The 20,000-nt window shown below is 63.0% G+C and carries 17 protein-coding genes; 9 read left to right on the forward strand and 8 right to left on the reverse strand.

All coding sequences use genetic code 11. The annotated features are described in order from the left end of the window. The first annotated feature begins 34 nt into the window (after positions 1-34). Both ald and F0M17_RS16040 read left to right on the forward strand, forming a co-directional pair. Positions 35-1,147: an alanine dehydrogenase gene (gene ald / locus F0M17_RS16035; RefSeq protein WP_149597554.1), complete on the forward strand. Its 1,113-nt coding sequence runs from the start codon at positions 35-37 to the stop codon at positions 1,145-1,147. 501 nt (positions 1,148-1,648) lie between these two features. Then, entirely contained in the window at positions 1,649-3,139 is a 1,491-nt protein-coding gene (locus tag F0M17_RS16040) for a SulP family inorganic anion transporter (RefSeq protein ID WP_149597555.1), read from the forward strand. A gap of 10 nt (positions 3,140-3,149) precedes the next feature. Here the strand turns inward: F0M17_RS16040 and F0M17_RS16045 are convergent, their stop codons facing one another. Next, complete coding sequence (locus tag F0M17_RS16045) at positions 3,150-4,190, reverse strand: GGDEF domain-containing protein (RefSeq protein WP_168202045.1); 1,041 nt, start codon at positions 4,188-4,190, stop codon at positions 3,150-3,152. A 130-nt stretch (positions 4,191-4,320) separates the two neighbouring features. On the opposite strand from F0M17_RS16045, the gene F0M17_RS16050 reads away from it, so the two are divergent. Continuing rightward, positions 4,321-5,016, forward strand: a complete 696-nt coding sequence (locus tag F0M17_RS16050) for an EAL domain-containing protein (protein ID WP_149597557.1) — start codon at positions 4,321-4,323, stop codon at positions 5,014-5,016. On the opposite strand, the gene F0M17_RS16055 is transcribed toward F0M17_RS16050, so the two are convergent. The 4 genes from F0M17_RS16055 to F0M17_RS16070 all read right to left on the reverse strand — a co-directional run bounded on the left by F0M17_RS16055 (position 4,978) and on the right by F0M17_RS16070 (position 8,940). Next, positions 4,978-5,199, reverse strand: a complete 222-nt coding sequence (locus F0M17_RS16055) for a hypothetical protein (protein WP_223308829.1) — start codon at positions 5,197-5,199, stop codon at positions 4,978-4,980. The two genes, F0M17_RS16050 and F0M17_RS16055, sit on opposite strands and share 39 nt — an antisense overlap. Then, positions 5,196-6,635, reverse strand: coding sequence for a glycosyltransferase (locus F0M17_RS16060; protein WP_233125337.1), 1,440 nt, complete (start codon positions 6,633-6,635; stop codon positions 5,196-5,198). The genes F0M17_RS16055 and F0M17_RS16060 overlap by 4 nt, the downstream gene beginning before the upstream one ends. A gap of 167 nt (positions 6,636-6,802) precedes the next feature. Then, complete coding sequence (locus F0M17_RS16065; protein ID WP_149597558.1) at positions 6,803-8,416, reverse strand: AMP-binding protein; 1,614 nt, start codon at positions 8,414-8,416, stop codon at positions 6,803-6,805. Continuing rightward, entirely contained in the window at positions 8,413-8,940 is a 528-nt protein-coding gene (locus F0M17_RS16070; protein ID WP_149597559.1) for a hypothetical protein, read from the reverse strand. The genes F0M17_RS16065 and F0M17_RS16070 overlap by 4 nt, the downstream gene beginning before the upstream one ends. A 413-nt stretch (positions 8,941-9,353) precedes the next feature. Between F0M17_RS16070 and F0M17_RS16075 the strand changes: the two genes are divergently transcribed. The 4 genes from F0M17_RS16075 to catA all read left to right on the forward strand — a co-directional run bounded on the left by F0M17_RS16075 (position 9,354) and on the right by catA (position 12,708). Continuing rightward, positions 9,354-10,265, forward strand: coding sequence for a LysR substrate-binding domain-containing protein (locus F0M17_RS16075; RefSeq protein ID WP_149597560.1), 912 nt, complete (start codon positions 9,354-9,356; stop codon positions 10,263-10,265). After that, positions 10,246-11,367 carry an enolase C-terminal domain-like protein gene (locus F0M17_RS16080; protein WP_149597561.1) on the forward strand — a complete coding sequence of 374 codons (1,122 nt, stop codon included), beginning with the start codon at positions 10,246-10,248 and terminating at the stop codon, positions 11,365-11,367. The genes F0M17_RS16075 and F0M17_RS16080 overlap by 20 nt, the downstream gene beginning before the upstream one ends. Before the next feature lie 11 nt (positions 11,368-11,378). Further along, positions 11,379-11,657, forward strand: a complete 279-nt coding sequence (catC, locus tag F0M17_RS16085) for a muconolactone Delta-isomerase (protein WP_038992889.1) — start codon at positions 11,379-11,381, stop codon at positions 11,655-11,657. Positions 11,658-11,850: 193 nt separating this feature from the next. Further along, on the forward strand, positions 11,851-12,708 hold the full coding sequence (gene catA / locus F0M17_RS16090; protein ID WP_149597562.1) for a catechol 1,2-dioxygenase: 858 nt from the start codon (positions 11,851-11,853) through the stop codon (positions 12,706-12,708). Positions 12,709-12,808: 100 nt separating this feature from the next. Here catA and F0M17_RS16095 read toward each other — a convergent pair whose 3' ends face one another. After that, complete coding sequence (locus tag F0M17_RS16095) at positions 12,809-13,150, reverse strand: DUF1801 domain-containing protein (RefSeq protein WP_233125338.1); 342 nt, start codon at positions 13,148-13,150, stop codon at positions 12,809-12,811. A 208-nt stretch (positions 13,151-13,358) separates the two neighbouring features. Between F0M17_RS16095 and F0M17_RS16100 the strand changes: the two genes are divergently transcribed. Both F0M17_RS16100 and F0M17_RS16105 read left to right on the forward strand, forming a co-directional pair. Then, positions 13,359-13,859 carry a hypothetical protein gene (locus F0M17_RS16100; RefSeq protein ID WP_073707111.1) on the forward strand — a complete coding sequence of 167 codons (501 nt, stop codon included), beginning with the start codon at positions 13,359-13,361 and terminating at the stop codon, positions 13,857-13,859. Positions 13,860-14,207: 348 nt separating this feature from the next. Further along, positions 14,208-15,563 (forward strand): HNH endonuclease signature motif containing protein, encoded by a 1,356-nt coding sequence (locus tag F0M17_RS16105; protein WP_168202046.1) that lies wholly within the window; start codon positions 14,208-14,210, stop codon positions 15,561-15,563. Positions 15,564-15,822: 259 nt separating this feature from the next. Here F0M17_RS16105 and F0M17_RS16110 read toward each other — a convergent pair whose 3' ends face one another. Both F0M17_RS16110 and F0M17_RS16115 read right to left on the reverse strand, forming a co-directional pair. Further along, a complete protein-coding gene (locus F0M17_RS16110) occupies positions 15,823-18,507 on the reverse strand; it encodes a LuxR family transcriptional regulator (protein WP_246857197.1) in 2,685 nt (894 codons plus the stop codon). A gap of 48 nt (positions 18,508-18,555) precedes the next feature. Next, positions 18,556-19,902, reverse strand: coding sequence for an MFS transporter (locus F0M17_RS16115; RefSeq protein ID WP_149597565.1), 1,347 nt, complete (start codon positions 19,900-19,902; stop codon positions 18,556-18,558). Positions 19,903-20,000 lie beyond the last annotated feature (98 nt).

Consider the following 20,000-nt stretch of genomic DNA (forward strand, 5'->3'; position numbering starts at 1 on the left):
CTACATCTACAGTTACAAAGAAGAGAGTCCAATAATGCACATCTCAGTTATCAAGGAAATCAAGCCTGCCGAGCAACGCGTTGCCATCACACCTGCCGGTGTTGCAGCGCTAACCGCAAAGGGACATGCAGTTCACGTCGAATTTGGCGCAGGCGACAACGCCGGCTTCAGCGATGATCAGTACGCCGCGGCCGGGGCCCTGCTTGCCACCCAAGCCGATACTTGGGCCAGCGCGGAACTCTTGGTCAAGGTCAAGGAACCAATTGCCAGCGAATACCACTTCCTGCGCGAGGACCTGACTCTGTTCACCTACCTGCATTTGGCGGCAGACCGCCCATTGACCGAAGCGTTGCTGGATGCCGGCACACTATCCATCGCCTACGAAACCGTTCAGGACCACACTGGCTTGCCGCTGTTGACGCCGATGAGCGAAATCGCAGGCCGCTTGGCGGCGCATGCGGCAGCCACCTATCTGACCGGTCCCGAAGGAGGACCGGGCAAGCTTCTTGGCGGTTCGCCAGGCGTAGCTCCGAGCCGTGTCTTGGTCATCGGCGGAGGTGTGGTCGGAACCCAAGCCGCACAACTGGCCTTGGGCATGCAGGCAGAAGTCACCATCCTGGAAATGTCACCGTTGCGTATCCGCCAGCTTGGCGACCTGCTCGGCAACCGGGCACGGGTACTGATGAATGACCCGCTGACCCTGGAAAACGAGTTGGCTCAGGCCGACGTCGTCATCGGCGCCGTGCTGGTTCCGGGTCGTGCTGCGCCCAAGGTAGTCACCCGCGAACAGCTGGGCTTGCTCAAGCCCGGGTCGCTGCTGGTGGATGTGGCCATCGACCAAGGCGGAGCCTTCGAAACTTCGCACGCAACCACCTACCAAGATCCGATCTTCGAAGTGGACGGCATCCGGCACTACTGCGTAGCCAACATGCCGGGCGGCGTGCCGCAGACGTCCACCAAGGCGCTGACCAACGCCACCCTGCCGTACCTGCTGCAGCTGGCGAACCAGGGCGTCGAGCAGGCCTTGGCATCGAATCCGGCCTTGGCCAAGGGAGTCAATACCCGTGGCGGGCGCATTGCCTACTCCGGCGTCGCTTCAGCCTTCACGGACCTGCCGAACACCGAATCCCATTCGTCGCTGGTCTAAAGCGCTGGTGCAATGGAATCAGGATGCATGGCCTACGCGCAGTGCATGCTTATTGCATCCACAGAATGCCGTTCTACAGTTTTAAGTACCTCATGAAGGTGCGAGTGATGACGCGGAAACTGGCACTGTCGGTCTTGCGACAGTGCCAGTTTCTGTATCCAAAATCATTTCCCTGTTTCCAGCAATTCTCGAAACCCCGAACTGCACGCGGGCCGCTGAAATTATTTCCGGCAACCGGCGGCACAGTCTTCTCCAAATCTGCAGTGGACGCTCAGCACCGGCATAGCTTCGCCTCCTATATTGGTAAGTACCTCATGAAGGTGCGAGTGATGATCGAGAATTCCCGGCCGAAGTCTTCGGCCGGGAATTCGAATTTAAGCGTCCTGCTCGCCTCGTGTAGCGCAAATCTCCGGCATCTGCGGGCGCAGGCAACCTCCGCTGCGATAACGTAGACAAGATCCCACTTTGCTTCCCTGGGACACCTGACGAAACGGAGCCCCGGTGAGTACCGCGACCGCTGAATTGACGCCCCTGCAACGGCAGTCGGTGCTGCGCACCCTCAAGTCCCCGCGGCTGCTGAAAACCGAACTGCTCGCCGGCCTGGTCGTTTCCCTGGCACTGATCCCCGAAGTCATCGCGTTCACCGTGATCGCCGGGGTGGACCCGCGCGTAGGCATCTTCGCCTCCTTCACCATGTCGGTGGTCATCGCGATCACCGGCGGGCGCCCGGCGATGATTTCCGCCGCCGCCGGCGCGGTGGCACTGGTGGTCGCCCCGCTGGTGCGCACCTACGGAGTGGAATACCTCTTCGCGGCGGTGGTGCTGGCCGGCATCATCCAGGTCGCCCTGGCCCTGCTGGGCGTGGCCAAGCTGCTGCGCTTCATTCCGCGCCAGGTGATGATCGGTTTCGTCAATGGCCTGGCCATCTCGATTTTCTGGGCGCAGATGCCCGAGCTGCGCAATGTCCCGTGGATGGTCTACCCGCTGGTGATCCTCGGCGTCGCCATCGTCTGCTACTTCCCGAAGATCACCAAGGCGGTCCCGGCGCCGCTGATCGCCATCGTGGTGCTCACCGCGATCACCATCTTCGCGAAGGTCACCGTTCCGACCGTGGGCGACAAGGGAGAGCTGCCCGACTCGCTGCCGATCTTCCACCTGCCCGGGGTGCCCCTGGATATGGAGACGCTGCAGATCATCGCGCCCTATGCGATCGCGGTGGCTTTCGTCGGCCTGCTCGAATCCCTGCTGACCGCCAAGCTGGTCGATGACATCACCGACACCCCGTCGAGCAAGACCCGCGAGTCCTGGGCGCAGGGCACCGCGAATATCGTCACCGGGTTCTTCGGCGGGATCTGCGGCTGCGCGATGATCGGCCAGACCATGGTGGGCGTGAAGGTCTCCGGCGGGCGCACCCGGATCTCCACGGCCTTCGCCGGCATCTTCATGCTGCTGCTGGCCGTGCTGCTCGGCGACATCGTCGCCCGGATTCCGATGGCCGCGCTGGTCGCGGTGATGATCGTGGTTTCGGCCACCACCTTCAACTGGCATTCAATTCGCCCGAGCACGCTGAAGATGATGCCCAAGAGCGAAACCTTCGTCATGGCCATCACCGTGGCGCTCACCGTGATCACCAGCAACCTCGCCATCGGCGTGGGCGCGGGCATCCTTGCGGCCATGGTGCTCTTCGCCAATCGCGTGGCGCATATGGTCACCGTGGACCGCAGCGCTACCGAAGATTCGGCCGTGTACAAGGTCAACGGCGAGCTGTTCTTCGCTTCCTCCAATGACCTGTACATGCAGTTCGACTACGCGCAGGATCCCGAGAAGGTCATCATCGACATGTCAGATTCGCACCTCTGGGATGCCTCGACCGTCGCCGCATTGGACTCGATCCGCACCAAATACGAGCACTACGGGAAGAGTGTGGAAATCCAGGGCCTGAATGAGGCCAGCCAGAAAATGCAGGACCGGATGGGCGGCAAGCTCGGCTAGGGCCTGGAACTCAGCTTTCCTCCGCGGGCTTCCCGCGTTCGGCCGCACGCTGGCGCTTGGAGGCGTACATGTCCCGGTCCGCGCGCAGGATCATGGTGCTCAGGTTGTCGTCGGCTCGGGCCTGTGCCGTTCCGAAGCTCCAGGCCAGCTTGGATGAGCCTTCAATGCGCTCCATCAAGAGCTGCGCCTGGCCCATCGTCGTATTGGGGAACACCAGCACGAATTCGTCTCCGCCCAATCGGCAGACCAGGTCTCCGGCACGGATCGAGCTGCGCAGATGCCACACCAGCTCCTTCAGTGCGCGGTCCCCGGCATCATGGCCGCCCTGGTCGTTGATCTCCTTGAATCCGTCCATGTCCAGCAACGCCACAGCCAGCGGCTTGCGGTACTTCCGCGACGCGAGCAAGGCGGCATCTCCACGCGCCGACAGCCCGACGCGGTTCAAGGCGCCGGTCAGCGCATCAACCTGGGTTTGCTGGCGGAATCGGCGCTTGACGTAGTGGCCGACGAACATCCCAATGACTGTGAAGAAGACCAGGCTCAGCACGTTCAACGGACCGCTTTGGTGCTCGGTGCCTACGGCAGGGCCGAAGAACACCGAGTAGGGAATCGTGAAAGCCATGACAGGATAGATGGTCCACCGGGTGACCGCCGGCGGAAAGAGCCAGGACATATAGAGCGCGATGAGCGGAAATTCCTGGAGCCTGAAGACGATCTGCTCATGGTTGACCGAGAACCCCACGAAGGCGACAAAGGCCGACAACTCGGCCAGGGCCCCGAGATAGGCAATCCACAGTGGAAAACGGTCAAGCAGCATCCACACGGTGATCACCATGGCCAAGGTCCCGGCAACCCTTGCCACCGCCAGCTTCTGGATGAGCGGAGAACTGAAATCATTGCCCAGGTTGACCAGATAGAACACCAGCAGGAATGCCGCCACCATCCCGGTGACAGCAACTTCCAGTCGCTCGATCCTGCGGAGCCTGGCTGGCAGCAGCCGGCTCCACCAGATTCCGTCATCGTTGGCCCGCCGGTTCCTTGTCCTGGGCATGCTGCTCCCGCTTCCTTGTGAATTCATCAGTACCACGTATCCCTGGCCAGCTTCAGGGTAATATCACCTTCGTACCCAACAGCCTAACCAGCATCATCTTGCCAATCCGCATCACCAGCCTAGGTGGACCATGAAGTTCGCATTCCAGCCCCTGATCAACCTGCGCTCCGACGCGTTGCTGGGCTTCGAGGCGCTGGCACGATTCAGCGACGGACGCCGGCCAGATGAGCACTTCGCCGAAGCCCGGGCCGAAGGCAATCTGCTGGCGCTGGAGCTGCGCGCCCTGGAGGGCATTGTCCACGCCGCCCAGGGACTGCCCGATGGGCTGCTGCTCACCATGAATGCCTCAGGCCCTGCAATCAAGGCCTTCGCGCGCGCGGCCCCGGAACTTGATCCCCGGCTGGACTGGGGGCTGGAACTGCACGAGCTGTCCGCACCGGAAGTTTGCGATGCAGTTCGGACCAATGCCGATGAGCTCGGCTGCCTGTTGCTGGTTGACGATGCAGGCATCGGCTACGCCACAAGAGAGCGCATCCTGCGCCTGTTGCCGCACATCGTGAAGCTGGACCGTTCGCTGTTCATCCACTACCTGGCATCGGCCGAGGCCCGCGAGCATGTGGACATCCTGCTGGCGGCCGCCCGCGAGATCAACGCCAAGACGCTGGTCGAGGGGGTCGAAACCGCCGAGCATCTTCAGCTCGCCCGCAGGCTGGACTTCGACTATGCGCAAGGCTTCTATTTCAGCCCCGGCATCGAGCTGGCGGACCTGCCCGTGGCGATGCATGAGCTACACGGACGCCTCGGGATCGATATTCCTGGTTTCTGAGCGGCGTTCGCGTCCCCGTGCGCTGCGGATCCGGATCACCGGCAGCAGCTTGGCCAAGCCCAGGACCAGATAGAGCACGGTGTTGATCGCGACGAACGAGGCGAGCACGGCGAACCAATCGCTGAGCAGCACGCTTTCGGGGAGAATGATTCCTCGCGGGATCTGGACGATGAGATTCATCATGAGATGTTTTCCTTCCGTGCGGCACCTGCGTGGTCGACATGCTTCCAATCCGCGCTGCGGGCAAAGGCGATATCCCCGACGCCCTTGAGGAATGCGAGATCAAGGAAGGCGTCGTAGACCAGCTCGGGAATCACCAGCGCGGCGACGATCCTTGCTCTCCAGCCGCCGTGCCAGACCGTGACCACGCGTTCGACAGCAAAGAGCGCGCCCAGCAGCATCCAGAACGGGAACCACACCCAGGTGTCCATGGAGATCAGCATGATGATCATCAGCGCGAAATAGCTGAACAGCGCGATCACGCCATAGCCGATGCCGATCTGCTGCGCCCAGTACCGGGAGGTCTGCGCGGTGACTCCGTACGCGCCCAGGTTCTCCAAGGCGCCACGCTGCCAGCGCAGCCGCTGCGCCCACAGCATCTTCCAGTTGGGCATCAGCTCGGTGACCACCGTGCAGTCCTGCGGCGACGTGGTCAGCGCGCCGAGGGTTTTCAGCGCGATGGTCAGCTCATTGTCTTCGGTCAAGGCCGCCGTGTCATAGACCTCGCCGGGGGTTCCCGGAAGCACGCTGCCGCGCGCAGCCGCCACCTCGCGCAGGGCCGAGGCGCGGAATACCGAGGCCGTGCCGGTGAGCACGAAGACCCGGCCGTCGCGGCGCGAGATTTCGCGTTGGTAGCGGGTGTATTCGTTGCGCTGGAATTGGCCGATCAGCCCGTGGCCTTCTTCGCCGTGGAACAACCCGCCCACCGACATCAGCGCGCGGTCCCAGGTGAAGCGGTCCCGGGCGGTTGCCAGGAAGTCCGCGCCGATCTGGCTGTCGGCATCCATCACCATGACGCAGTCGTTATCGCCCATCCCGGGCAGGATGGCATGCAGCGCCTGGTTCAGCGCCCCGCCCTTCTTGTGCTTGTTCTCCACCGATTCGAACACCTCGACCCCGTGCTCGCCGGCGACCTGCACGGTCCGGTCGGTGCAGTTGTCGGCCACCACGATGATGCGCGATGGAGCAAAGCTCTGCTCCTCCAGGGCTTTCAGGGTGTATGGCAGGGAAGCTTCTTCATTGTGCGCCGGAATCAGCACGGTCACGGTGACCGGTCCTGCGTAGACGCCTCGGGTGCGGGCCATCACCGCCTTGGGCGCCAGCGGCCGGCTCGATTTCTCGATCGGCGTCCGGCGATAACGCCAGGTGACCAGACGCTCGCCCAGGACCACCAGCAGCACCAGGATCACCGCGGCGGCAACGGAGAAAACCAGGATCGACAAATCGGGCAGCTCGGAGCTGTAGAAGGTTGTCCAGAGCCTTCCGATGTGGACCTCGATCGGGTTCCACATGCCCACTGGCCGTTCCGCGATGCTCAGCGCCCACACCAGCAGCGAGGCCGCGAGAACCACGATCATGATCACACCGATGCCCACCAAACGGCTGAAATGTTTCTGCACGCACGCACCCCATTTACGTCAAGAATTCCTTGTCGACCCCGAGGTTAGCCCACGGAAGCCACTTGGAAAACTAGCATGCAGGAAATTCCCGGGCGCAGTATTTATGCTGAAGCTCACCTCCACCCAAAGCATCGCTGTGGCTCGCTGACCTGGCTGGCGGCGGGCGGCTACAGTTCAAGCCGTTTCGCCGCGTCCTCGCGCAACTGGTTCTTGCGGATCTTCCCGGTGACGGTGGTCGGGAAATCCTGCAGCACCTGCACATAGGCGGGGATCTTGTAATGCGCAAGATGCCCGGTGCAATACTCGCGGATCGCCGCCGCATCCAGCGGCTGGCGTCCTGCCTTCATGCGGATGCAGGCACAGATCGCCTCGCCGTACTTCTGATCGGGCACCCCGATCACCTGCACATCCTCGATATCCGGGTGCTTGTAGAGGAATTCCTCGATTTCCGCCGGGTAGATGTTCTCCCCGCCGCGGATCACCATGTCCTTGATGCGCCCGACGATGGTGCAGTAGCCGTCCTCGCGCATCACCGCCAGGTCCCCGGTGTGCATCCATCCCTCCTCGTCGATGGCCGCGCGGGTCTTCTGCTCGTCGTTCCAGTAGCCGAGCATCACCGAATAGCCGCGGGTGCAGTATTCGCCGGTTTCCCCGCGTTCCAGGGTTTCGCCGCTGGCCGGATCCACCACCTTGATCTCCACATGCGGGTGCACCCGGCCGATGGTGGAGGTGCGGCGCTCGAGATCGTCATCGCTGCGGGTCTGGCAGGATACCGGGCTGGTCTCGGTCATGCCGTAGGCGATGGACACCCCGTCCATGCCCATCTCGTCGATGCAGCGGCGCATCACCTCGATGGGGCAGATGGACCCGGCCATGATGCCGGTGCGCAGCGAGGAGAGGTCGTGGTCCTTGAAGCTGGGATGGTTCTGCATCGCGATGAACATCGTCGGCACCCCGTACAACCCGGTGCACTTTTCCTCGGCCACCACCCGCAACGTAGTTTCGGCATCGAAGCCCGGGGCCGGAATGACGATCGTGGTGCCCCGGCTGGTGCAGCCCAGGTTGCCCATGACCATGCCGAAGCAGTGGTAGAACGGGACCGGGATGCACAGCCGATCGTGCTCGTCCAGGTCGATCATTCCGGTCACCTGGTAGCCGTTGTTCAGGATGTTGCGGTGGCTGAGCACCGCGCCCTTCGGGTAGCCGGTGGTGCCCGAGGTGTACTGGATGTTGATCGGGTCCTCCGGCTTGGTGGCAGCCAGGCACCGGGACAGTTCCTCGTCGCTGATGCGCTCGCCTTCGGCCAGCAGTTGCTCGAAGTCCGCGGTGTCCACGTAGATAACGCGTTCAAGTTCAGGGGTGTCGGCGCGCGTCGCGTCCACCATCGCACGGTAGTTGCTGGTCTTGAATTCGGAGACCGCCAGCAGCAGGCGCACCCCCGAATGGTTGACCGCGTAGGCGTACTCATGGGTGCGGTAGGCAGGATTGACATTGACCAGGATGACGCCGATTTTCGCGGTGGCGTACTGCGCGAAAACCCATTCGGCGCAGTTCGGCGCCCAGATGCCCACCCGGTCCCCCGCCTGCAGGCCGGCGGCCAGCAGGCCCTTGGCCAGGCGGTTAATCTGCGCGTCCAGCTCGCTCCAGCTCCAACGCCGCCCCGTGGAAGCTTCGACCAGTGCCTCTGCCGGGCCGAAGCGGGCCGCCGTGCGTTCGAAGTTGGCTCCGATCGTCTCTTCGATCAGCTGCGGCTCGCTCTCGCCCTGGGCATAAGCCTTCATCTGCGTACCCCTTCATGGATCGCCTCGTCGAAATCTTCGCGGGCACAAAACCTGTGCCCAGCGTCACATTCACACCCTAGCCGCGGCCTTCCGCGCTGCCAAGCACCGGCGCGACCTGCACTTTCAAGACTGAAGCCGGGCCTGAGATCGGAGGACAGCTCGGTGAGGCACGGCAGGTTTTTCAGCTCCTGGGCAGTTGCATTGTTACCCTGCTCCGCCAGCAGGAGCGCATACTCGTGCCAGGAACGGCGTTCGCCCAGGTCTTCAACTTCACCCTCGTCGGGCAGTAGAGCTCCCTCAAGATGCTCGAGCAGCTCTTGCTCGCTGAGCTTGCCGAATCCGTTGAGGCCGATGGCGCATCCCCGGTCCCAACGGATCGACACCCGCGAACCATCGTCAAATTCGACGAATTCGTCTATATCAACGCCAACCTGATCCGGGCTACCGGTCGAGGACCCAGCGCCCTTGGGCGTGCACCTGGAGCCGATTGCAATGACAGCACCCGGGTTTTCGTTCTCATTCACCCACGTGGCAGACCGCAGTGCAATGCCAGCAGGGCCATAGATAATTTCTTGCGTATCACTCCAGACTCTCGGGAACTGAGGCCCTCCCAGCTCCCTCCAATTGCATCATCCGCACGCAAGAATATCCTTTTGCCCAAAGCCATAAGCATCAACGCCTGGTGATGCTTTGAAGAGTTGGATGAGTAATTGAACGAACGAGCCTGGCATGCGTGCCCGATAATCCGCGCCATCGCGTGGCCCGGCGCGGCCCTCGATCCGGGAACCAACCTCGGGGGCCAGTGCGGCAATCCCATTCATACTTGTAGACTCTCAATCGACCCAGAATAAGTATTTCACCCTCTTGGATCGCCGCGTTAGAGTTGCCTGCAAGCGTCTTCTGCGCATTCGACGCGCGGTCCGACGATCGGAGCACCATGGACACGAGACTACTTCGCTACTTTGTCGCTGTCGCCGAAGAACGCCATTTCGGCCGCGCGGCGGCGCGCCTGCATATCGCGCAGCCCCCGCTCTCCCAGCAGATCAAGCAGCTTGAGGAGACGCTGAATACCCAGTTGCTGATCCGCACCACCCGCAAGGTGGAATTGACCAACGCCGGCGAGCTGCTGCTGAGCCGCGGGCGCATCCTGCTCGCAGAGCTCGACCAGCTTTCCCGCGATGTGCGCACGGTGGGCGAAGGCGCGCTGGGCGTACTGCGCCTGGGCTCCACCGGCAGCGCCACCTCGCGCATCATGCCCAAGCTCATCGAGGCCAGCTCGGAGCAGATGCCCGGCCTCCAATTGAATGTCCAGGGCGAAATGCTCACCCCGCAGATGGTCGAAGGGCTCGTCGAGGGGCGCCTGGACCTGGCGATCCTGCGCCCGCCGGTGCGCGGCACCGAGGTCGACTACATGCTGCTGGACCGCGACCACCTGGCCGTGGCCCTGCCGATGGACCACCCGCTGAGCGCCCACGAAGAACTGGACCTGGAGCAGCTGGCTGGCGAGAAGTTCATCTGCTATCCGCCGTCCTCCGCGGTGAACAACATCATCATGGATTCCTGCCGCCGCGTGGGCTTCGCCCCGCAGATCGCCCAGGTGGCCAGCGAGACTTCCACGCTGCTCACCTTCGTCGCAGCAGGCTTGGGCATCGGGCTGCTGCCCACCACCCATTACCTGCCGCACAGCTCCCGGATCACTTTCCGGCCGCTGCGCAACGCACCGTCCGTCGACCTTGCCATCGCTTGGAAAGCCGGCAACGAGTCCGCGCTGGTGCGCAACTTCCTGGAACTTTGCACATTGCTCAACCCCCTAGAAAGGCTGGACCCCGATGCGAATCCAGCGGATTGAAACAATCCCCTATGCCATCCCCTACAACCGCCCGCTGCGCTTTGCCAGCGGAGAGGTGCACACCGCCGACCATGTGCTTGTCCGCGTGCACACCGACGAAGGCGTGATCGGCACCGCCGACGCTCCGCCGCGCCCGTACACCTACGGCGAGACGCAGAAGTCCATCGTCGCGATCGTGCAGGATATTTTTGCCCCGCAGCTGATCGGCCTGGACATCATGGACCGCGCGAAGATCCGCCAGGTGCTGGATCGGACCATCCACAACCAGGTCGCCAAGGGGGCACTGGATATCGCCGTCTGGGATGCCATCGGCCAGGCGCTGGGCGCCCCGGTGCACAAGCTGCTCGGCGGCTTCACCGACTCGATGCGGGTGAGCCACATGCTCGGCTTCAAGCCGGCCCAGGAACTGCTCGACGAGGCCCTGCGCTTCGGCGAGCAGTACGGCATCACCACCTTCAAGCTCAAGGTCGGCCGCCGCCCGCTCGCCCTGGACATCGAGGCCTGCCGCGTGCTGCGCGAAGGCCTGGGCCAGGACGTGGAAATCTACCTGGACGCCAACCGCGGCTGGACTGCGAACGAGGCCATGGAGGTGCTGCGCCAGACCGATGGCCTGGGCCTGAGCCTGCTCGAGGAGCCGTGCGACGCCAAGGAGGCCATGAGTCGCCGCCGGCTGGTCGAGCACTCCCCGATCCCGGTCGTCGCCGACGAGTCCGCAGCCACCGCGGGCGACGCCTCGCGCGAACTGCTCTCCGGCGGCGCCAACGCGATCTGCATCAAAACCGCCCGCTCGGGCTTCACCGAAGCCACCGAGATCCTCGGCCTGTGCACCGGGCTGGGCGTGGATGTCACCATGGGCAACCAGATCGACACCCAGGTCGGCTCGCTGGCCACCGTCACCTTCGGCGCGGCCTTCGAGGCCACCAGCCGCCGCGCCGGCGAGCTGTCGAACTTCCTGGACATGTCAGATGACCTGCTCGCCGAGCCGCTGCAGATCATCGACGGCCGCATCTCGGTGCGCAGCGTGCCCGGCGTCGGCGCCGCCATCGACGAATCCAAGCTGGCGCGCTACCGCCAGGACCACGTACTTTCCACCTCGAACTAAAGGAAATCACCATGTTGTTCCTCGCCCGTATGGACGTTGCATTCCCGGACCACCTCACCGCCGAACAGGTTGCCGATTTCCAGGCCCGCGAGAAGGAGTACTCCGCGAGCCTGCAGCGCAGCGGAAAGATGCAGGGCATCTGGCGCGTAGTCGGCGAGTACGCGAACCACTCGCTGTACAACGTCGAGTCCAATGACGAGTTGCACGAAATCCTCAGCGGCTTCCCGATGTACCCGTACATGAAGATCAAGGTCACCGCGCTGGCCAAGCACCCGAATTCGCTGGCCTAGGCAGGTTTCCAGCCAGCGGGTTCCCTCCGTGCGCCAGCCCACATGCATTGATATCCAAGAACTCTCAATCACCGCCAAATAAGTATTTCACTGGGCATAGACACTGCACTACATTGAATATCAATCACCGCAGATGATGGGGGTCACACCATGGGCCCGCATACGTCACACCACACAATTTAGGGGAGTCACCATGACCACCGAAACTCCAGATCAGGCAACTGCAGCCAAGTCCGGCAACGCCGCCACCGACAGCTTCCGCAATTCCGGCAAGCTCGGCAGCATCGAAACCTCCACCGAGCGCGTGAACTTGCTGGCCAGCAAGCTGATCAAGGCCGCGAACGACATCGTGCTCGAGGAACGCGTCACCTACGACGAATTCAACGCGCTGAAGGCCTGGCTGATCAAGGTTGGCGACGACGGCGAATGGCCATTGTTCCTGGACGTATGGCTGGAGCACTCGGTGGAAGAGGTCGCTACCGACCACCGCGACGGCAACAAGGGCTCGATCGAGGGCCCGTACTACGTGCCTGATGCTCCGACCCAGAACTCCCCGGCCACCATCTCGATGCGCGAGGACGAGAAGGGCACCAACCTGCTCTTCCAGGGCCAGGTCCGCTCCACCGATGGCTCGGCGCTGAAGAACGCCAAGATCGAGCTGTGGCACGCCGACGAAGAGGGCTTCTACTCGCAGTTCGCCCCGGGCATCCCCGAGTGGAACCTGCGCGGCACCTTCATTGCCGACGAGGAAGGCAACTTCCAGATCAACACGATGCAGCCGGCTCCGTACCAGATCCCGACCGACGGTGCCTGCGGCCAGCTGATCGCCGCTGCCGGATGGCACGCATGGCGCCCAGCCCACCTGCACCTGAAGGTTTCGGCACCGGGCCACGAGCTGCTCACCGCCCAGCTGTACTTCCCGGGCGACGCGCACAACGATGATGACATCGCCACCGCGGTGAAGCCGGAACTGATGCTCGACGTGCAGCCAGCCGAATCCGGCAACGGCAAGCAGGTCACCTACGACTTCGTGCTCGACCCAGTCAAGTAAGCCCCAGCGCGACCAGGCAAGCGGAAGGCCTCGGCAGGAATATTCCTGCCGAGGCCTTCCTTGCGCTTGAGGGCGGCTTCGGGCCTTTGCGCTGCCGCAATCAGCCAGCCGCCTTCTTCACCAGCTCGCGGATCTTGTCCTCCGTTGCGGCATCCAGCGAGGTGATGGTCCAGGCAACCGGATGCATGTGCGCGCCGTCCTCGTAGGCGGGATTCACCACTTCGCCAAAGCCGAAGGCAACGAAGTCCTTGTCAGGCTTGATGTAGCAGACGTCCTTGCCGTCCCGGACATAAAACGGAAGGCCCCAGCGGACGATCGGCTCCAGCGAGGGCGCGCTTTGCACGATGATGGCATGAAGCCGCTCGGCAATCTCGCGATAAGGTGCTGGAGCCGCGCTGAGCTTGGCCAGGACAGCGGCGTCGCCCTTCTTGGTGAAGATCATTTCTAGTCCCCTTATAGACGATTGGCGCTGCATGGCAGCGTTTGGTGATGTCGCTTGCGCGATCGCTGCGCTTTCCCGATCGGCACATAATGCACTTTACCGATTCGGGGCCTCTGCTTCACGGTCTTCTGCAATGCAATACCGGCATCCGACGCACGAGCTGCTAGTGATGCCAAGTATTTCGCTTGCACGGTGTTAGGCTACCGGCATGCGCAAGCTTCTAGCCACCTCCGGTGCCGCCATCATCGTGGCCTACGCGGTTTACGGCGCACTGCTCATGAACAATTGGGCAGTGGTCGCAGCCAGTGGAATCCCCCTGGATGAGACCATCGTGCAGATGGCCGCCATGGACCAGGATTACGATTCGCTTGGAGGTTGGGTCTTCGCAGCAATCGGAATTGGCCTCGCCATCTCCTGGCTCGTTTCCGTCATCGCGTCCGGTCGCAAGCTGCCCGCTTGGGCTGCTATTGGGACATGGAGCCTGATCGTTGCTCTCGGCGCACCGGCCTATTTCTTCGCCTCCTTCGCCAACATGAACTCCGTGGGCGATACCTTTGCCGATTGGAACGCCGGCGCCGCTGCTGATCTGGAAGAGCCCCTGTACATCGCCAGCATCCTCGCCTTGGCCTTGCTGGCTGCCATGGGAATCCTTGGCCTCCGTGCGGCTTTGACGCGCCCGCCACGCCCTCTGGCTCAAGCAAGCAGATAAAACCACAGCCACTGCTCCATTCCCGGTACTGGGGATTTTTCACCAGAATCCACATGGATAGCTTTTCGCAGAAACTTTCTAGTTGTTATCCACAATTCGAAAATAAACAGAACACATAGTCGATGTATCGCGGGAAAGTAAATCATGACTACTCCCGCATATTTAGAAGACAACGACGGTGAACACCGCCTGCCACTGCCACCACCGGGCACCCGCACAGAGTCGCACAAAACCTCCCCGTTCGATGCTCAGCGCGAGCACCAGATGTTCTTCGGCCCTCTCAAGAAAATTGCCAATGAGCTCTATGATGCCGGCCCGGTCAACGGCCCCGGGGACGCATTGGAACGCTTGCAGAAGATCCAGCGCCTTCTGAGCAGCGTCGAAGCTGTCATCTGCGTCTTGCTGGCGGATTCGGTCGAACAGGTCAGCGAATCATTCAGCGATTTCATAGCCACGGAAAATACCCACACGGCAGAGGAAGAAGCTGAAGCCCGAAAGAGCGCCGCATACTACGGCGTGGACCGTGGAAGCGAGCAGACCATCAACTCCAACCTCATCGCCGAGGCGGCTGTCGCATTGAGGGAAAGCCCGCGCAAAGTCAGCAAGCGGATGTTTCACGCCAAAGGATTGCGCCATGTCTGCAAAGCCACGCTCCTCGCGCTGGCCGCCGGCGAGATCACTGCCAAGGCCGCCCACGACATCGTCAAGTACTCCCAAGATCTCGGCCCTGGGCAAGTCTCGCTCATGGAACAGACCCTTCTGCCTCTGGCAAGGACCGCCAGCGACGAGACCGTCTACCAGCGCGCCCGCCGCCTTCATGACCGGCTGAACCCCGACTCTGCCGAGAACCGGCAGAAGGACGCCATGGCCGCCCGCAACGTCAAGGTCTGGAATGACGAGGATGGCATGGCCACCTTGCAGTTGCATCACCGCGCTGATGTCATCCACTCAATCCGCAATTCGATCAAGCAGGTGGCCGCCCAGAGCACTGATCCCAAAGATCCGCGCACCCAAACCCAGCTTGAGGCCGATGCCCTTGCAGACGTATATCTGAATGGATGGCCCGGAATGGAGGGCATGCCGCTGAAGCCACGGGTATCCATCACGATACCGGCCGTGGAAATGCTCGCGAATCCCACTCGCGCCCTTGCCGATCTGGAAGGCTACGGACCCATCCCAATCGGGGTAGCGTTGGAACTCGCGGCAGACGCTCCATCATTCCAGCGCGTGCTGACCGACCCATGGACGGGCGCCGCAATTGACGTGGAACCCAAGAAATACCGGCCTTCGCAGGGGTTGCGCGATTTCCTGCGTCACCGCGACCAGCATTGCGGTTTCCCGGGTTGCCGTCGCCCAGCCGACCGATCAGAAATAGACCACATTGAAGCGTTTGGGCAAGGCGGCCACACGACCCGGCGAAACACCCATCTCTTGTGCAAGCAGCATCAGATGTTCAAGCACGCCCTAGGGTGGAAGGTCTTCGCCTGCCCTGATGGCTCCAAGACGTGGGTGTCTCCGCACGGGCTGCGGTCAATCACGATCCCTGAGAGCGTAGCCAACGTGGCGAACTTTGATCATGTCAACGATCATTGCCCGCAGCGAACATCGGACGACGCAGCTCACAAGGTGCATTTGACCCCCGAAGTGCGGCGCGTGCTGGGCCTTGGCCAAGATGAAGACCTGCCCGACACTGGGACCGGCTAGCACCGGTCGCCCGCTGTGAATTTTGAGTGACAAATTTTTTCAGTCACTAGAACCGCCACACCACCCATAACCCCACAGGAGCAACCGCCATGATTCGCGTTGCGCAGCTGGCTGCCGCCTGCATCAAGTCCTGTCTTCCTCCCGTTCAAGCGATACGACTTGAATGAAAAAAATTTTCAGTCACTGCACGCAGGACGAGCCGCACTGCGGATGGCTCGGCTGTCGTTCCTGAATGAAAATTCTTATCAGCCAAGAAGCACTATTCTTCTTGGCCAAAGCGTGCCAAAGCAGCAAGCTCTGTACGGTTGGAGACCGAAAGCTTCGTGTAGATCTTGGTCAGGTGGTACTGCACCGTCTTTGTACCGATATACAACTCTTCGGCGACGCGGCGGTTGCTTGCGCCTTCGCAAACGAGCTTGGCCACGGCTTGTTCCTGCGCCGTCAGCGTCGACCAGTCGGCGCCTTCCTTGCGCAGCATCCCGGTACCACTTGCCTGAAGCTCACGAGTGCACCGATCGATGTACACGGTGGCATCGCAGTGCGTGAAAATCGCCAACGCGCGAGTCAGCGGAGCCACGCATTCGGCCCGCTTGCCGGCGCGGCGCAGGCATTGCCCGTAGTAGAAATCAATTTTCGCCCGGTGGTAAACCGAACCGACGCCCTCCAAACGGCGGATGGCATCTTCAAAGACAAGGCGGGCGCCGTCGATATCGCCGCGAGCTGCCAGCAAGGCGCCTTGCACGCTCAAGAAGCGGGCAGCCCCGGTTTGGTGGCCTGAAGCGACAGCGCTCTCCAGCAACGGCTGAATGAAAGCTTCTGCCTCCTCAAGGCGTTCGCAACGTATGAGCGCCAAGGCATATGTATCTTGCCAGGTCCAGAAGCCCGGCTGGTCTATGCCCTGTGTGCGGTCCAGCCGAAGCAGGGGCTCCAGCGTACGCACGACTTCTTCATGGTTTGCCTGCGCCCGGGCGATCTCGGCCCGCGCCATCCGGTAAGGCATTTCCATGATGGCATAGCTGCCGGTACGAGCCCATGACTTGCGAAGGTGCAGATCAGCCTGCTCCCAATTGCCGCGCAACGCGTGGATCTGCGCCGCGGTCAGTTGGATCAGCGGACGCAGGATCTGGATTTCAGAACGTTCCTGCAGGGCTTGCGCGGATCGAACCGTCTCCAGTGCTTGGTCCCAGTCGCCCATGAGGAACTCAGCGCGAGCAGACCAGGCCTTGGACCACAACGAGATGCGCAGCGATCCATCGCTGAAGTCCGTGGAGCTGGCCGCAGAAAGCTCGTGCCGGGCAAGCTCCACGCGATCGGTCGCGAGGTAGACCCAGCCCAGCGACATTTCCGCACGCTGGCGCTGGGCTCCTGCCGGAAGGGTGGCCAGCAGATCCATCAGGAGTTGCTCGCCTTCTTCGGCGCGGCCCATCATTGCCAGGCCAAGCCCTTGGATGGCCGCATTCTCGATGGCCAGCGGGCTGCCGACCTGGGCCAGGCGAAGCGATTGCTCAGCCCAGTCAATGATCTTCTGCCCCTTTAGACGGCACAGCGAATCAAGGACTTGGCGTTGCGCGATCACTGCCATCACATCGTGGTCCTGCTCCTGTACCGCGTTCTGCCAGGCGCTCGACAGCCAGCGCCGCGCGGTGTTGGCCCTGCCTTGCAGAATGGAAATGTATCCGGAAAGCACGTCCCGCTCCGGGCTGCTTTCCAAGCTCGCCAACTGGTGCGCGAAGGTTTGCGCCCGCGGCAGCTCGCCGGCGGCAACTATGGCATCCACCGCGTTGAGCAGCAGGGAGTCGCGGCGCATCGGCTCCGGGGACAAATGCATGGCACGGAAGAATGCGGTGGCGGCCGACGACCACTCGCCCCGCTGTCCCTGCGCCCGTGCGTAGTCCCGCAGTTCCAGCGACAGGTTGCCGTCAGGCAGGATGCTCGCATCAGCCCGGTGGCCCAAGCGCTCGCCCTGGTCTTCGACAATGTCGGCGGCGCTAGCATGCAACTTGATGCGGGTGCTCGGCGGGATCTGGTGGTAGACCGCCATTTGCACCAGAGCGCTCTCGAATCCGAGCCGAACCTTGCCGCTGTGGCCGTGGGCTTGCGCCAGCGAAGAGTCGAGAATCTGCTGGATCGGCTCCAGCGGATCGTCCTCCCCAACCAGCTTGGCGATCATGTCGATCCTGGCCTGCACCCCGAGCACCGCGGCGGCTTCCACCAGCGCCCGGGCGCGCGGATCCAGCCCATCCAATAGCTCGATGACGTGCAAGGACAGGGCGCGCGGGGCAGGCGGCCAGCGGTCGAACTGCTCCCAGCTCTGCTCCGGATTTTCCTGGGCCAGCTCGATGACCGCTTGCAGGTTGCCCTGCGTGTAGTGCACCAGCTGCTCGGCGGCCGTGGGCGGCAGGTCGATCCCCGTTCGGGCGCAGACGATCTCGCGGGCATGCGCGGGACTGGGAACTTCCAGCTGGAGGATCTTCAGTTGGCTGTCGGCCAGGAATTCGCGGGTTTCCGGTGACAGCCGTGCAAGGTTCTGCTCGCGCATCACCAGCACGATGAGCACCGGTTCATTGCGCAATCGGCGCCAGGCATAGTGCAGCGCCTGGAAGCTGAGGTCATCGACCCACTGCGCGTTTTCCAGCACCAGCACCCTCGGGTGCGGCGCATCCCTGCGCAGGTGCTGAAGCAGCGCTTCGCCCAGCGCACCCGCCGATCCTGCATGGCTGCGCTGCAGCAGCGGGGCCAAGGCGGCCCCAGGCTGGGCGGTCTCCCAGCGCGAGGCCGTCACCAGCTGCACCGCTTGGCCGGCCACACGGGTCAGCAGCGTCTTGATGATGGTGCTCTTCCCGCTGCCGCGCGGGCCCTTGAGCACTGCAAGCATGCTGCCGCGTTGCTGGACTTCGCGGGAAAGGTCGGCAAGCGCATCCTGGGCCTGCTGGGCGCTGAGCATGGCGTTCACCAGCCTTTCTGCGTTGCTGCTTGGCGTTCCGATGTGCCGCTACTCCCCTGTTCCGGCACCAGCCAGCACTTTTTGCGTGCTGCGCGGCGCGGCCGAACGGGCAAGCGGGACGCAGGCGGTGACCAGCGTTCCAACGATAGCAACTGCGGCGAACACATAGAACGCGGTGCCCGGGGAAACCCCGGCCGAGAGCAGCAGTCCGCCGAGCAGCGGCCCGAAAATTCCGCCCAGCCGCCCGAATCCGGCGCACCAGGCCACCCCGGCCCCGCGGGCAGCGCTGTGGTAGTAGTTCGACACAAAACCGTAGATCAGCACCTGGGTGCCGATGGTTCCCACCCCGGCCACCGCCACCAGGGCCAGCAGCAGCACCAGCGGGAGCTTGAGCGTCATCAGCACCATTGCCAGCGCGGCCAGGAAGAAGGTCAGAGCCACAACTTGCTTGGGGCCGACGCGGTCGGCGGCCACCGAGGCCAGCAGCCCGCCGAAGACCGCCGCGAGGTTCAGCACCAGCAGGAACAGCAGCGAGTGGGACTTGCCGTAGCCTGCCTGCTGCATGATTTCCGGCATCCAGGTGTTCAACCCGTAGGTCAGCAGCAGGCCGGCGAAGCTCATCATGCCCAGCAGCGCGGTGGGCAGCGCGTAGCGCTTGGTGGCCAGTGCGGCGAAGCCTGCCCGTTCGGCCTTGACCTGCCCGGCCTCGGCATCGTTTGGAAGTTCCAGCTGCATGCCGGTGCGTGCCGCCAGTGCGCGGGCTTCGTCCACGCGGCCGCGGGAAAGCAGCCATTGCGGGGATTCGGGCAGCTTGGACCAGGCCATCGGCAGCAGGAACAGCAACGGCAGGGCGCCAATGAGGAACAGCCCGCGCCAGCCGATCGCCTCGCTGAGCACCATGGCCAGCAGCGAGGCGAGCACGCCTCCGGCCGGCACCCCGGAGTAGACCACGGCGTTGTAGTAGTTGCGGCGGTGCTTCGGCGCGAATTCGGCCACCACCGCGCCGGCGGTGGCGACGAGCGCGCCCACGCCCATGCCGGTGGCGAAACGCAGGATGCCGAACCACAGGGTGTCGGCCGCCAGCGCGGTCAGGCCCATGCCGACGGAGAACCAGATGATGCCGGTGATCATGGTCTTGCGCCGGCCGATGTAGTCGCCGATCGCGCCGGTGGCCAGCGCGCCGACCATCACGCCCAGCAGCGCGTAGCTGCCCAGCAGGCCGGCGGTGGCCTCATCGAGTTGGCCGAGCTGGCTGGGGTCGGACAGCAGCGTGGAGACGATGGTTCCGAAGACCACCAGGTCGTAGCCGTCGAAGATCAGCGAGATGGCGGCGATGGCCACCACCCAGCGCACGGTGCTGGCGGCGTTGCTGTGGGAAATGGTGCTGGTGTTCACGTGTTTTTCCGTTCGTTCGCGGTGACCGGGAAACCTCGTTGTTCCCCGGAAAATACGTGCCCGGCGAAAAGTGCACGGCCGGGATGGTGCTGATGGTG

This window comes from Glutamicibacter sp. ZJUTW, assembly GCF_008370855.1.
Taxonomy (GTDB): domain Bacteria; phylum Actinomycetota; class Actinomycetes; order Actinomycetales; family Micrococcaceae; genus Glutamicibacter; species Glutamicibacter nicotianae.